This window comes from Paenibacillus riograndensis SBR5, from assembly GCF_000981585.1.
Classification (GTDB): Bacteria; Bacillota; Bacilli; order Paenibacillales; family Paenibacillaceae; genus Paenibacillus_AQ; species Paenibacillus_AQ riograndensis.
Map to the genome: position 1 here is coordinate 3,714,895 of NZ_LN831776.1, position 14,118 is coordinate 3,729,012.

At 48.6% G+C, this 14,118-nt stretch carries 16 protein-coding genes; 14 read left to right on the forward strand and 2 right to left on the reverse strand.

The genetic code is table 11. From position 1 onward, the window contains the following. Nucleotides 1–212: 212 nt before the first annotated feature. The 5 genes from PRIO_RS15455 to PRIO_RS15475 are packed head-to-tail and all read left to right on the forward strand — an operon-like array spanning nt 213 to nt 3,740. Entirely contained in the window at nt 213–1,184 is a 972-nt protein-coding gene (locus tag PRIO_RS15455) for an ABC transporter ATP-binding protein (RefSeq protein WP_020433302.1), read from the forward strand. After that, nucleotides 1,177–1,923, forward strand: coding sequence for an ABC transporter permease (locus tag PRIO_RS15460; protein ID WP_020433304.1), 747 nt, complete (start codon nt 1,177–1,179; stop codon nt 1,921–1,923). The genes PRIO_RS15455 and PRIO_RS15460 overlap by 8 nt, the downstream gene beginning before the upstream one ends. After that, the gene (locus PRIO_RS15465) at nt 1,923–2,297 is read left to right on the forward strand and encodes a GntR family transcriptional regulator (RefSeq protein WP_020433305.1); all 375 of its coding nucleotides are present in this window, start codon (nt 1,923–1,925) and stop codon (nt 2,295–2,297) included. The genes PRIO_RS15460 and PRIO_RS15465 overlap by 1 nt, the downstream gene beginning before the upstream one ends. Before the next feature lie 13 nt (nt 2,298–2,310). Continuing rightward, nucleotides 2,311–3,012 (forward strand): ABC transporter ATP-binding protein, encoded by a 702-nt coding sequence (locus tag PRIO_RS15470; RefSeq protein WP_020433307.1) that lies wholly within the window; start codon nt 2,311–2,313, stop codon nt 3,010–3,012. After that, nucleotides 3,006–3,740 (forward strand): hypothetical protein, encoded by a 735-nt coding sequence (locus tag PRIO_RS15475; protein ID WP_020433308.1) that lies wholly within the window; start codon nt 3,006–3,008, stop codon nt 3,738–3,740. The genes PRIO_RS15470 and PRIO_RS15475 overlap by 7 nt, the downstream gene beginning before the upstream one ends. Before the next feature lie 76 nt (nt 3,741–3,816). Here PRIO_RS15475 and PRIO_RS15480 read toward each other — a convergent pair whose 3' ends face one another. Further along, a complete protein-coding gene (locus tag PRIO_RS15480) occupies nt 3,817–4,158 on the reverse strand; it encodes a PilZ domain-containing protein (protein ID WP_231869908.1) in 342 nt (113 codons plus the stop codon). 758 nt (nt 4,159–4,916) lie between these two features. On the opposite strand from PRIO_RS15480, the gene PRIO_RS15485 reads away from it, so the two are divergent. The 9 genes from PRIO_RS15485 to coaD all read left to right on the forward strand — a co-directional run bounded on the left by PRIO_RS15485 (nt 4,917) and on the right by coaD (nt 12,803). Further along, the gene (locus tag PRIO_RS15485; protein ID WP_020433310.1) at nt 4,917–5,195 is read left to right on the forward strand and encodes a holin; all 279 of its coding nucleotides are present in this window, start codon (nt 4,917–4,919) and stop codon (nt 5,193–5,195) included. Between the two features lie 124 nt (nt 5,196–5,319). Then, nucleotides 5,320–5,742, forward strand: a complete 423-nt coding sequence (locus PRIO_RS15490) for a hypothetical protein (RefSeq protein ID WP_020433312.1) — start codon at nt 5,320–5,322, stop codon at nt 5,740–5,742. A 159-nt stretch (nt 5,743–5,901) separates the two neighbouring features. Beyond that, on the forward strand, nt 5,902–6,039 hold the full coding sequence (locus PRIO_RS36085; protein WP_020433313.1) for a hypothetical protein: 138 nt from the start codon (nt 5,902–5,904) through the stop codon (nt 6,037–6,039). A gap of 412 nt (nt 6,040–6,451) precedes the next feature. Beyond that, nucleotides 6,452–8,164 (forward strand): alpha/beta fold hydrolase, encoded by a 1,713-nt coding sequence (locus tag PRIO_RS34870; RefSeq protein WP_052741462.1) that lies wholly within the window; start codon nt 6,452–6,454, stop codon nt 8,162–8,164. 73 nt (nt 8,165–8,237) lie between these two features. After that, the gene (gene cysK / locus PRIO_RS15505) at nt 8,238–9,176 is read left to right on the forward strand and encodes a cysteine synthase A (protein WP_046503322.1); all 939 of its coding nucleotides are present in this window, start codon (nt 8,238–8,240) and stop codon (nt 9,174–9,176) included. Nucleotides 9,177–9,260: 84 nt separating this feature from the next. Continuing rightward, nucleotides 9,261–9,662: a hypothetical protein gene (locus PRIO_RS36800; protein ID WP_020433321.1), complete on the forward strand. Its 402-nt coding sequence runs from the start codon at nt 9,261–9,263 to the stop codon at nt 9,660–9,662. Nucleotides 9,663–10,191: 529 nt separating this feature from the next. Next, nucleotides 10,192–10,425, forward strand: a complete 234-nt coding sequence (locus tag PRIO_RS15515) for a hypothetical protein (protein WP_046503324.1) — start codon at nt 10,192–10,194, stop codon at nt 10,423–10,425. Between the two features lie 1,264 nt (nt 10,426–11,689). Beyond that, nucleotides 11,690–12,298, forward strand: a complete 609-nt coding sequence (rsmD, locus tag PRIO_RS15530) for a 16S rRNA (guanine(966)-N(2))-methyltransferase RsmD (protein ID WP_039790922.1) — start codon at nt 11,690–11,692, stop codon at nt 12,296–12,298. Next, complete coding sequence (coaD, locus tag PRIO_RS15535) at nt 12,282–12,803, forward strand: pantetheine-phosphate adenylyltransferase (protein ID WP_020433328.1); 522 nt, start codon at nt 12,282–12,284, stop codon at nt 12,801–12,803. Before rsmD ends, coaD begins: the two co-directional genes overlap by 17 nt. Here the strand turns inward: coaD and PRIO_RS15540 are convergent. Continuing rightward, nucleotides 12,772–14,004 (reverse strand): nucleoside recognition domain-containing protein, encoded by a 1,233-nt coding sequence (locus PRIO_RS15540; protein ID WP_046503331.1) that lies wholly within the window; start codon nt 14,002–14,004, stop codon nt 12,772–12,774. The two genes, coaD and PRIO_RS15540, sit on opposite strands and share 32 nt — an antisense overlap. Nucleotides 14,005–14,118: the final 114 nt, after the last annotated feature.

The following is a 14,118-nucleotide window of genomic DNA, read 5'->3' on the forward strand; positions in this document are numbered from 1 at the left end:
TACTGGATTACCGTCCTTAATTGATAGAAAAGGCAGTTTACCTGATGAATAATACCTCTCTGGAAGACAGTTCTGCACCTGGTCAGCAGATATGGGAAAATGGGCTTTACAATTTCCATGATTCGGTGTACTATTTAACTAACACACCAACACAATATTACACTCACTCTTTATTTTGACTGACATTCTTGATTTCAATCCAGGAGGATGCTATGAATCAGACCAAAGATCAACCGGAAGCTGCAGGTAACGGGAAGGCGCCGATTGTGCTGCAAATGCAAGGCGTAAGCAAGATCATCAAAGGGAAGGCCATTGTGAACGGACTGTCCTTTGACATTTGCAAGGGGGAAATTGTCGGGCTGCTGGGACCCAATGGAGCCGGGAAAACGACGACCATCCGCATGATGACCGGCTTAATCCGGATGACGGAAGGGGATGTGCTTATTGAGGGGCACAGTATCCGTAACGACTTCAACAAGGCTATCGCTCATATTGGTGCCATCATCGAGAATCCGGAGTTCTATTCACATATGACAGGCTATGACAACTTGAAGCAATACCAGCGGATGAGTGACGGTATTACGGATGCCAGGATTGATGAAGTTGTGCGGCTGGTTGGCCTGCAGGAGGCTATGAGCAAAAAGGTTAAAGCTTATTCCCTGGGGATGCGCCAGCGGCTTGGAATTGCCCAGGCACTGCTGCATGCGCCCAAGCTGCTGATTCTGGATGAGCCAACGAACGGGCTGGACCCTGCGGGAATCCGGGAGATGCGTGATTATATGCGGAGGATCGCAGAGGTGGAAGGGATCTCCATCCTGATTTCCAGTCATATGCTTGCAGAAATTGAGCAGATTTGCCACCGTGCAGTAGTCATTCAGAATGGCAAGCTGATCGCCGTCACACCACTCGGAGAAGAAGTGCAAGCCGGAGGAGCGATCCCTCTGGCGATCAGGGTAGGGAAGCTTGAAGCTGCACTGGTTGTGATCCATAAACAGCCTGAAGTGCAGATCATCCGCACGGATGAAGCTAACTCCGAAGTTCTTGTAAGCATGCCGGACGATCAAGTGCCTGAGCTCATAGCTGCATTCAGCGAGGCGGGAGTCAGGGTTTACCGCATTATGGAGAACAAGCAAAGTCTGGAAGAAGAATTCCTGAAATGGACTGGAGGGAACCGCATTGCGTAAGTTTAACTGCCTGGTGCTGAATGAGTGGCTTAAATTATCGAAGAAAAGCACCTTCTTCATCGCTTACGGGCTTATGATTGTAATGCCGCTTGTAATAGGATACGTGGTGCATTCTGTTGCGGGGGATATGTTTTCTTCCGGGCCGCAGTTTGCGGCAGAAATGCTGCTGCCGTCAGGTATCGGCCAGATCCTTAGTATTCTGGTCATTATCGGGACAGCGGGAATTGTCGCCAAGGAATACAGCCAGGGAACCATTAAGTTCCTGCTGATCCGTGCCCGCAGCCGTACGGCCATTCTTGCCTCCAAATTTGTGACCGTCCTCATGTATGCACTTAGCCTTACCCTTGTTGCAGCGGTGGTCGTATATGCTTCCGGTATGCTGTGGTTTGGAAATGGCGGAGGCGGCCTGGGAATTGGCGATATACTCACATCTGTGCTTTATAACAGCGTCTATATGGTTATGTTCGCGACACTGGCTTTTATGATGGGGATATTGACGACTTCTACCGGGGTCTCCATAGGGGTTTCGATGTTTGCCCTAATGATCAGCAATCTGGTCATTTTCAAGGATTTCTATAAATATGTTTTGTTTCCTAACTTGAATCTGGCTGCCTATGAAGGTGGCGGGGCACCGCTTCCGGGGATGACTCTGGGGTTCTCTATCCTCATGCTGGCTGTATATTTCTTACTGTTTCTTGTGACGGGATTTATGGTGTTCAGACGAAGGGACGTTGCCTGATGACCATAGAATTTGACAATAATCAGCCGATTTACCTCCAGATCATGAATTATATGAAAGGGGAGATCGTGACGGGCAAGCTGAAGCCGGGCGACAAAATCCCCTCCGTACGTGAATTAGCCGCTGAATTGCAGATTAATCCGAATACGGTGCAAAGAACCTTTCAGGAACTGGAGCGTGAGACAATCGTGGAAACCCGGCGCGGCATGGGCAGATATGTAACCGGCAATGAACAGACGATACTGACAATTAAAAAAGAGATGGCGCAGGATGTGCTGGACCGTTTTATCCGCGGCATGCAGGAGCTGGGTTTTCAGAGTGAGGAGATCCTGGCGGCTGTAGCTGAGAATATTGAAACAAGAACGAAACCATAGGGGGATTATCACGGTGGACAGGATACTTCAAGTACAGGATGTGACCAAAAAATACGGCTCCAAGCATGCGCTGCACGGGGTCTCCTTTGGACTCAGTGCCGGTAAAATCGTCGGTCTGCTCGGCAGCAACGGCAGCGGCAAAACTACGCTGATGAAGCTCATAGCCGGGCTGGCCCGGCCGACCTCGGGGAGGATTTCGGTACTGGGCGTCCCGGTGGGCGAAGCGAGCAAGCCGCTGGTTTCATTTATGCCGGACCGCCCGTTAACCGAATCATGGATGAATGTGGGGGATGCCCTCAGATTCCAGCAGGATTTCTACCCTGACTTTGATCCCGGCAAAGCAAAACGGATGCTGGAATTCATGAAGCTTAGCGAGCGGGACAAAGTCCGTACATTATCCAAGGGGATGGGGGAACGCCTGCAGCTGACGATGGCACTTTCGCGCCGGGCCAAATTATATATTATGGATGAGCCTATCGGTGGAGTTGACCCCGTTGCCCGGACCAAGATTCTTAACGCGCTGATGGAGTTCTATGAGGAAGACAGCACCATCCTGCTCTCCACGCATCTCGTAACCGACATCGAGCGGATTTTTGACGAAGTGATATTTATCAAAGAAGGGGAGCTTGTGCTGCATAGTGAAGTGGAGGATCTCCGGCTTCAGCACGGCAAAAGTGTCGATGAACTGTTCAGAGAGGTGTATGCGGAATGCTGAAACTGATGAAATATGATTTGAAAAGCAAACGGGAGCGGATTCTTGCGATTTTTGTAATTATGCTTCTGGTCCAGGCAGGCATATGGTTTACTAACAGCTCAATGGGGTCCGAGCTAATCACGCTCCATATCCTGACGTATGCCGGTTTCGGTTTTGCTCTGCTGCTCTTTGCTTTTTTCAGCTATTTCCGTTACTTAAGGTCTTATGCCAGACGGCTGCTGCCGGTCCCTACGGTCCAAAGTGTGCTCTCGCCGCTGCTGCTCTTCTGGGTTCTACTGCTGGCTGTTGTGGCCATTGCTGCGATTCATTTTGGCCTGTATGTTCTCGTGTACTCCACAGATATCCTCCCGGCGAATTTCTGGACGGTGGTATCATGGAGTGTGCTCAATCTCCTGTGGACTGCCGGCTTTGAACTTATTCTCCTGATGTTTGCCCTCACACTGGCTGCAAGCCTTCGGGTAAAAGGCACAGTTTGGATTGCCATTGCAGTTTTTATGGTGGTTGAGAACGGATTGTCCTTGTTAGAGAAGCAGTTCTGGGGATCCTATATATCTGCTTTGGATGACGTATTCCGCTTTGAGGTTTTTGATCCCTCGACCGTAAGCAGCGGGTTGAGACTGTACGGTACACCAACTGAATTTTTCTGGCCGTTCCTCTTCGAAGCCGTTATTGGAGCTGTACTGGTTTATGTAATTTCACTGCTGATTCAAAAGAGAATCGAAAACTAACCCTGCTGCAGAACCACAGGACGGGCGCATCACAAAAAGACGTCCTCCTGGGAGGGCATCTATAATGACGGACGTATTATAATCCTTGTGCTCTGCGCGTGTTCGTCCAGATCTCAAGCTCCCTGAGCAGTTGTTCTTCTTCGGCTTCCTGCAAATCCAGGCGGATTCCATACTGGAACTGGCCCAGCCCAAACATCCAGCCCCAGCGCACACTGCCTTCGAACTGCAGCTTGTCTTCCGCCAGCTGGAAATGAATAATCAGCTTCGTATCCCCGGCGGTAAAGCGGAGGTTCAGCGAGGTGCGCACCTTGCAGCCTGAACGGCTGAGGTCAAGCAGTACGCCTTCTGTTAATTTTCCGGCACCCGGACCGGAATTGCCCGCAGGAAGCTCAAGCCAGCATTCTATGGGCTGGTTCATCACATATCGGAATGGTTCTTTTCTACTGGAGTCGTCCATTTCTACCTCCGCTGTTTTTTTGCTATTATAATCGAACTGCACTGATCAGGGCAATCTACTAAAGTGCTATTTTTGAAAAGAAAAGATTTAAAGGTTCACCGGTTGTTGAACATTTATAATGAAGAAAGCCATTTCCAAAATCACAATGATGCATACTGTATAACCTTGCGGGTGACCGCAGATTCTAAAATAAAAAATAAACCTTTCTCATAGGACTGGAGTGCTATTCAGCCAGATATGAAGAAAGGTTTTATTTTTTCTGCTGTAAGCTGTAGCTGTTTGGCATATTTAAGGATCAACGCCATCTTTTACGCGGTTTGGACCAGCGTTTTATCCACAGATAACCTTCGTCATCACGAAAAAATTTGATCCCTATCCAGCTTAGAGGTGTCCACAACTCTTTGAAATAATATGATGGCATAGGATATTAGACCCTCCTAAGTAGTTATTTATAACTAGGATACGGTAAAAATATGAAAATCACAAGTTTTCTTTGCTTAATATTCCCAAAACGCTTTAAGCCAGCAATATTCTATTAAGAAAACCAAGTCCATAGGGGGCAGCACAGGCAGAATAGGAGAATGCGAATTCTATATAGAGAACTGATCACTCTGAATTGATCCGGGAAGGCGTCCCATGGAACCGCAGGCTGTACAGCAGGGTCATCGGAGCAGGGGGTGCGGATGCTTCTTTGCATCTAAAAAGGAGGTGTGATGAGCATGGTGAATGAGGCGCTGAATAATGTGCTGGCTTTTGCTTCCGTACTGGCGGTTTTTGTCTTGGCCCTGGTTCAACTGGTCAAAACCAGCGTGAGCCTTCCGCGCAATCTGGTTCCGGCTGTTGGGCTTGTTATCGGCCTGTTTGTAGGTGCTGTTGCGTACCCTTTTACAGATATGAATCTGATATTGCGTCTATGGGCCGGGGGACTTGCAGGATTGTCGGCTACCGGGCTGTTCGAGCTGGCGTTCAATAAAAGGGAAGGCTCAACGAAGGACTGACAGGCATGGTATATCCAGTTACCGGCAGGGGGCGGCAATCTGGTTTAGGCGGTGTCCGCAGGCCAGAAGACCATGCAATGCATAGGTCTTATTCATACCATAGAGAAGGAAAGGGGGTGCTCATATGGGAACATATTTGGATGCGAGAACATCGCAGAATGCCAGTACCGCCAATTCCATTGCGATTCCGATTCTGGTCATCAACACCCCTCAACTGTTCGGTCAGATTGGCCTGATCACTGAAGGGATTACGACAAATCCGCGTGTGCTGCTTAAGGGAACCATCTCTATACAGCTTCCCCTGGCTCTGGCAGGAATTACGATTAGAATAGTAAGAGGAACTTTATCTACCGATCCTGTAGTATACTCTGCAACCTCTACATTCAGTTTAAGTATTCTGGCACCGCAGGTAATTGCTTTTTCCGCCGCTGATTTTCTGCCGCCGGTTACTCCACAATTGACTTATACCGCTTTTGTCTCATCCAATCTTCTGGGTGCGGTCCGTGTCGGTCCGGAGAGCTTTGACGGAATTCTGGTTTCCGATTAATGCACAGCATCCTGTCAAGCCTTCGCTAAGGGAGACAGGATGCTTATAGGCTTGGATATTCAGAAGTGATGGCCTAAATATAAACCTTTAAGCCCAATCTATAAGAGGCGGGCGTACATATATTGGTGTGTAGTGATCTTCTTTGAAGGAGGTAATCTCATGGGTGCAGATTGCGGATATGGCGGTAATGTAGGCGGCGCTAATACGGGTCATGTTGTAAGCCCGTTCACTTCTACAGGTGCAATTCTGGTGCTTTACATTTTGCTGGTTATTATTTTGAGCGCTTGTTTCATCTAGTATCAGCACGCAGCGCGGTCTTTGGGCAGAAATGCCGGAGATCGCGTTTTTTAGCCGGTTGTCATGGACAAGCCGTTGCAGGGGATGGGAAAAGCTAAGCTGCAGGAAAAGAAAAAGCTATATAGAGTGAACTTGAAAAACGAACAAAAGGGAAAAGGGATGGAGGGGAAGTTTGGAACTGGAGGAGCGAATGCGTCCGCCTTTGTCTGCGGATTTCCACCGCGAAGAGCGGTAACAATCAAGAAATCTGCAGACAACAGCGGCCGGAAGTCCAAACATTCTCCGTAGTCCCGACGAAGTCCCTAATGTAAATATCTTAAGTTCACTCTTTATAATTCGAAGAAATAATTGTAACTATATCCCATGTGATCCGTATACCAAAAGGATGTGATATCTGAAAGGGGATAATAACATGAGTAAAAAATTAACGCTGTTTTTGGCCTGCCTGCTGCTGGGTTTATCGGTTTGGCCGGCGCCTGCTGTACACGGAGCAGAACCTAAGGTGATTTTCAGTGTGAACAATGAAGTGCTTCAATTTCCTGCCAATGAGGTTCCATTGATAACCGGCAATGTGTTAATGGTGCCTATCCGCAAGGTAGGTAAAGCTCTGGGTTTGGAAGTTGTCTACATACAAAAAGAGAAAAAACTGGAACTAAGCCGCAATGGACAGCAGCTTGACATTAAGCTGGGGACAAATGAAGCGGTAATAAACGGGAAGGACAAGCTTGCGATAAACGGGAAAGTTATACTTCGCGGGAATCTTGTATATGTACCCTTTTCGTTGTTCAATGCTATGGGATTGATCAGTTCCTATGATTCCGCTGCCGGTCAAGCAGCTGTTAATTCGCCGCAAAATTATGCTGATACTGTCACTGGCCTGCTGGCATCCGGTAAATATGAACAGTTGTGGCAGCGGTATTTCGATAAGTCTGCAAAAACAGCTATGCCGGTGATGAAGCTCCAGCAGGCATGGGAAGGACTAGTGGCACCCTACGGAACGTACAACAAGCTGACTTCCTTATCCAGCAATCAAGAGGCTGAGCAGATTTCAATTAAAAGCACAGCCTCTTTTGCCAAAGGGGACCTGGCCATCACCATAACCGTCAACAGCAATGGCAAAATTACAGGACTCTGGTTCTCTCCTCTTGCCCCGTCTGCCGCTGCACCTCAGCTTAAGCTCCCGGAGGGAGTGACAGAGGAGGAAGTTACCGTTGGTGCAGGAACATCGCATCCGCTGAAGGGGCTGCTTACCCTCCCCGCAAATCCGTCTCATCCTGTACCATCGGTTGTGCTCGTCCAAGGTTCGGGAGCTTCAGACCGCGACGAAACGGTGCTTGGCTACAAACCGTTTAGGGATATCGCCTATAGTCTTGCCAAACAGGGCATCGCAGTACTACGGTATGATAAGCGGAGTTACTCGTATCCGGAGCAGTTTACGGGGGCAGCAGCAGCTACGATAAATGTTAAGGATGAAGTGGTGGATGATGCGGTTGCCGCTGCTAATCTGCTCAAGGCAGACCGGCGGATGGATTCCGCCCGGGTCTATCTGGCAGGTCACAGCCTTGGTGGAATGCTGGCTCCGAGAATCGACTCCGAAGGCGGGAAATTCGCGGGATTGATCCTGCTGGCAGGCTCACCGCGGAATCTGTGGGAGATTATGTACGATCAGAACATGGCGGTCATCAATTCTCTCCCGGATGGCGACCCGGTCAAAGCGCAGGCGGCTGCAGCCGTTAACGCCGAACTCTCCAAGGCGAAGGCACTGGCTGCGATGACGCTTGAACAAGCTAAGACGGCACCCAGTGTTTTTAAAATGCCGGCTTATTATTTCAAAGAGATGGATATGCATAATACAGCTGAACTGGCCCGCAAGCTGACCAAACCGGTACTTGTGCTGCAAGGGGGAGATGATTTTCAGGTCTATCCCGCAACGGACTTTTCCTTATGGAAAGAAGTATTGAAGGGGAATGCCGCCGCTTCATTTAAGCTTTACCCCGGGCTCAATCATTTCTTCGTGAATTACGAAGGCAAGGATGCGGGAACTGCGGCGGAATATAATACTCCAGGAATGGTTGACGAGCAGGTGCTTAGCGATATGGGACAATGGATCTTGGGGCAGCAATAAAACCCCGGAATTACTGATATACACGAATTTTGCACAAAGTTACTTATGACTAATCTTGCCTGGAGGGGGAGCTATGCCTAATATTTCTAAGAATCTGACTGAATTGATTGGAAACACGCCGCTGCTGGAGCTGGCGAATTATGGGAAGAGTCATCAGGTGGAGGCCAGATTAATCGGGAAGCTGGAATACTTCAATCCCGCAGGAAGCGTTAAGGATCGTATCGGTTATGCCATGATACAAGACGCCGAAGCCAAAGGGCTGATTCACAAGGATTCGGTGCTGATCGAGCCGACCAGCGGAAATACCGGCATTGGTCTTGCTTTTGCCGCTGCAGCACTCGGGTACAGAATGATCATCGTGCTGCCCGAGACGTTCAGCGTGGAACGCCGCAAGCTGCTCGGAGCGCTTGGAGCTGAACTGGTGCTGACTCCGGGTGCGGAAGGAATGCTGGGTGCGGTTCAAAAAGCTGAGGAATTGGCTGCGGCCATACCCCATTCGTTCATCCTGCAGCAATTCAGCAACCCGGCCAATCCGCAAATCCACCGTGACACTACAGCAGAGGAAATCTGGAGGGATACCGGAGGGGCAGTGGATATTTTTGTGGCAGGTGTAGGAACGGGAGGCACCATCACCGGAGTAGGCGAAGTGCTGAAGGCCAGAAATCCTGAAGTGCAGGTCGTTGCAGTTGAACCGGCGGACTCTCCGGTTTTATCGGGAGGCAAACCGGGGGGACACCAAATTCAGGGGATTGGAGCCAATTTTGTGCCGGCCAATTTTAATTTCGGGGTTGTGGACGAGATTTTTCAGGTGGAGAACAGGCATGCATTTGAAACTGCACGCAGCCTGGCCGCAACCGAAGGTCTGCTGGTGGGGATCTCCTCCGGTGCCGCCGTCTACGCCGCTTCCCAAATTGCCAAACGTCCCGGTAATCAGGGAAAAAATATTGTAGTCATCCTGCCGGATACAGGGGAACGTTACTTGTCTACACAGCTTTTTGATACGGAAGAATGATGAGCTATCCTTCCATTTTTTCGTATAGAATATGAATTTTGATTCTGGTACAATCTATGTATTAAGTTTGAAGGAGCGGAGCACATGGATAATGATCTGGTGCAAATGTTGCGGACTGTTATACGGGAAGAACTAATCCCCATCAAGGAAGAAGTATCCTCTGTTAGGGAACAAGTATCTTCCGTAAAAGCGGAGGTATCCACAGTAAGAGAAGAAGTATCTTCCGTTAATGTGGAGGTATCCACTATTAAGGAAGAATTAGAAACTGTCAATGTACGCTTAGACCGGATTGAAGCAGAGCAGCAGATTATGAAGCAGGACCAGAAAATAATGATAGAAGAGCAGGAATTGATTAAACGTGCTGTGCTGGAAACGAACGAACGTGTAATCAAAATTGAGTCCATTGTGGAGAATCAGCACCGGATCATTGAACTGCTGTCGGCACGGTCCATTGAGCAGGAAGCTCAGATTAAACGGATAATATAGATTGTCTTGTCCGGCACAGTCAGTTGCCGGACTTTTCTTTATTAAGCGGTTCCCGTCATTTAAGCTGTCTTTCCGGATTGGGAAGGGTGGCATTTCATATATCATATAAGGCAAACCCGTATAAATAAAGGGTTTGCACATACTGATTTTAGTTTTCTCTTCAAGCTCATTCTCCACAAATTTTGCAAGCCACTTCTCAATGAATTTACTGAATGTGAGTTTCTCTGGGTGGATATAATGTCCTGATTCAATTTCCATCTTGAATTTTACCAGTTCTTCCTCCAGATGGTTTTGCAACCGCCGTGGGGCTCGAAGAAATTTCAGGATCTTAGACACGGATTGTTCTACGCTCAAAGTCCCGTTGAACTTGGGCATCATACCCAAGTTCAACGGTCAGTCGCCAGGAGTTATTGCCGCGCTTTTCTATGCTACCTTTCGCCATAAAAATATGATCTCCCTATTTTCACATGTAGAATAAAAATTTTGCTTCTGGTACAATCTATATATCAAGTTTGAAGGAGCGGAGCACATGGATAATGATTTGGTGCAGTTATTGCGGTCTGTTATCCGGGAAGAGTTGGCACCCGTAAATGAGCGATTGGATCGGATAGAGACAGAACAGACTCTTATTAAACAAGCTGTTTTGGATACGAACGAACGTGTGAAGAAAATTGAAGAAGTTCAAGAGTCGCAACATAAAATTATTGAATTGCTCTCGGTCCGGTCGATTGATCAGGAAGCCCAATTGAAACGAATCAAATAGATAACTCAGTCCGGCGCGGTCAAGGGTCGGACTTTTCTTTGTTTTGTGACTAACAAAGGGCAATTACAGGCTTTGTGAACGGAAGAGGTGTTTATACCTCCAGAAGGCGTTAGGGTGAATTTCCTAACTATATCGAAATCACTGTCAGAACGTCTTTGATTAAGAAAGCGTGAATGAAAAGTTTTATCAGTTGTTACTACGACCGGTTCAAATATATATGCCATCCGCTTACATAAATTGTTTCAACGTCATGTTGCTCTATTAGGTATTTTGCTAGGAGGTTACTTGCATCTCCACAGCAGGCTCGCGGAAATCGGTTAAACCAGGGAGACATCGAGAATTCTGATGTGTCCATTTGCTCAATTGTCTGGCGAAAGAGAGCAGCTGAGTCACGGATCTTTCTATAAAGTTCATGTTCCATGGAAACCTACAATTAATAAAATTTAAGGACTTTCGCGTGCAAGGCACGCAAAACTATGTGAAATTTTATCTCTGAATTGAAGTTGTCAAAATCATGCCTACTATGATAATCAGCAAAACGGTAGAAATGCTAAAGAAATATGCTGTAATATTTTTTCAGAAATGAGGATAAAGAAAGAATCTGAAAAGGTGTGCGCTGATTATGAAAAGAGAAAAGAAGGAGCTAACGGTAATTATTTTTTTGTGGATAAGGACGAAAATGTGATACTCAACAGTATGGAAGAGACATTCACGAAATTAAGCCAGGCGGAAAGGAACCAACTTCATGCTCGTATAAAGTGGCCTTCACTGGGAAAAGAGCATTTTAAAAATACAGACCAGTCGTATTTGGCTGGTTTTTTGCATTCTGTACACTGAAGATGATTCATTAAGAGAGCGATAGTGGTTTCAGGAATTGGTACCCAATAAGGTACCCAATTACTGCTTTTGGCCAGAAAATCATTGTGAATAAAATGGATGAACCTGCGATATATAAGGTTTTAAACATAAAAATCGAGGCTCCCTTTCGGGAGCCTCTTTCATGGGAGAGGAGAAACCGGACGAAGAGCTTATGGGGAAACGTAAGCCTGCTCCGCGGTTGTCTACGACATTTTGTGATGTCGATAGTTACATGATGTCCCTGAATGCCCAATCTTATACACGCGAAGCTGGAAAAAAACCGTTATTCTTTATTTTGACACCGACAGACATTTTTTTATTTCGATAGACAATTGTGGTACGATAGGCTTGGACTTGTGCCTTGAACGGCATAATAAACAGAGACATAAGAGCAGGTGAATGAGCGGTGAGAGTTGTATCGGGAAGTGCAAAGGGGAGGCCTCTGAAGAGTGTTCCGGGCACCGGGACAAGACCCACTACTGATAAGGTCAAGGAAGCGATGTTCAGTATGATCGGCCCGTATTTTGACGGAGGAGCCGCACTGGATTTGTTCGCCGGGACAGGAGGGCTTGGTATTGAAGCCTTGAGCAGGGGAATGGATCAGGCCGTTTTTGTGGATATGGAGCAAAAGAGCATTGATACGGTGCGTGCGAATCTGAAGGCAGCCAAGGTCGAAGCGCAGGCAGAGGTATACCGCAATGATGCCGGAAGAGCGCTTAGTGCGCTGGAGAAAAGGGGGCGTTCCTTTGATCTGGTTTTCCTTGATCCTCCATACAGGCTTAAGCACGGGAATGAGCTGATGCTGGCCATGGTTCAAAAGGGACTGCTCCGTGAGGATGCTGTGATTGTGCTGGAGCATGAATCCAGCTATGAGTATCCGGAGGTTATTCCGGGATTCCGGAGAACACGGCAAGCTGTATACGGCGAGACGGCAGTGTCTATTTATAAGTATGAGGCATCTTCCCAACAAGAAGCAGGGAATGCCAAGGAGGGTAATGATGAGTCTGCAGATTAGAAAAGAACGTGTCGCTATCTATCCGGGTACCTTTGATCCGGTGACGATGGGACATATGGATATTATTCAGCGCGCAGCAAAACAGTTCGACAGACTGATTGTTGCCGTTCTTAACAACTTAAGTAAAAACCCGTTATTCTCCGTTGAAGAACGGACGGATTTGCTTCGGCAAGCCACTCAGGACATTCCTAATGTGGAAGTGGACAGCTTCCGCGATCTGCTGGTCAACTATGTCCGGCAAAAGGATGCCCAGGTTATCGTCCGCGGGATCCGGACAGTGACCGATTTTGAATATGAACTGCAGAATGCCTCGATTAACCATAATCTGGACCCCGATGCGGAAACCATATTTATGATGACCAATCCGAAGTACTCCTATCTTAGTTCCAGTGTAGTGAAGGAGATTGCACATTTCGGCGGGAATGTCTCCGATTTTGTGACACCCGAAGTCGAACTGGCAATGAAGCACAAGTTCAAGCGGATGGACGGCGGAGTGAAGCCATAACATAAACAACTGCGGATAGGGCTAATAATAAGAGCAGGATCAGGATTTGCAAGCCCAGTGCCTGAGGCAAAAAGCCCCAGACCGTTTCGGGGGCTGCAATACCTGGCAGCAGTTGATCTTTCGGTACTGCAGCAGCAGGCAATACAGCTGATTGAAGATTCAAAAGCGGCTTCCATAACAAGAGTGTGAACAAGAAGGCATAGATTCCATGCAGCAGCCGGTTGGCAGCGTAGGGCAAAAATCGCACCCCGGCCTGCTTAAGCAGAGTCAGCGCTTGGAGCTGCCCGCATATACCGCTCCAGCCGAGGGCAGCCGACAGCAAGGCCGCTCTAAGGAGGCCTCCGGAACTGAAGGAGGGAAGCCCCGATGTTCCGGCGCTAAGCGCATGAGCCCCAAGGTGAATCTCCAACACGCTGGCTGCCAGTGCCTGTGGAAGCTGCGGGAACATGGAAGCCGCTATATTGATGACAACTGCAAAAATGATCATATAACCACCGACAATCATCAGATTCTGGACAGCGGAACTTACGGACTCGCCAAGCAGTCTGCCGAAGCTGCGCCCATCCTGTTCACGGGCCTCCACAGCTGCCCGGTAGAGACGTCTTGGCAGGGAGGCTTTTTTGCTGTCCCCTCCAGCAAGGTGAGGCGGTGCCTCTATCCTGGAGCGGCCTCCAATCAGAGCGGAGGTATAACCTGCGGACAGCCCGGCAAGCCAGTGAATGGCCAAGAGCGCATAGCCTGACGCCGGATTGTGCAGAAAAGCTGCACCCACGACGATCAGCAAGGTGACCGGGCTGGCATAATGTGCGAGTGAAGCCAGCCTTCCGGCTTCCTTATCCGTAATGCTGCCCTGCTTGTGCAGCTGCTGGACAGCGCCTGCACCGGCGGGAAAGCCGGCAGTCATTCCAAGGACCAGCGTCCAGCCGCCGGCGCCCGGCAGACGGAAGATCCGTTTCATCAGCGGCTCCAGCAGGACACCAAGGCTGTGGACTGCTCCCGAGGCTGCTAACATTTCCGAGAGAATCAGAAAGGGCAGCAGGGCCGGGAAAACAAGGTTCCACCAGAGCTTGAGGCCCTGCAATGAGGCCGCGAAGGAGGACTCCGGCGCGGACACGATTGCGGCGGCCAGCAGGATGGCTGCAGCTCCGCCGACAAATGGAGCGGCACCTGAGGTTAACCGGTGTATTTTAATGTTATTCATTTTGAGCTTCACCTCTTCATAGCTTAGGACATGGGCTAAGGACTGTTATCAATTTATGCAGCGAAGACAACCGTCATGCCTTGGCCCAAGGGATTCCAATGGATAGCCAAGTGC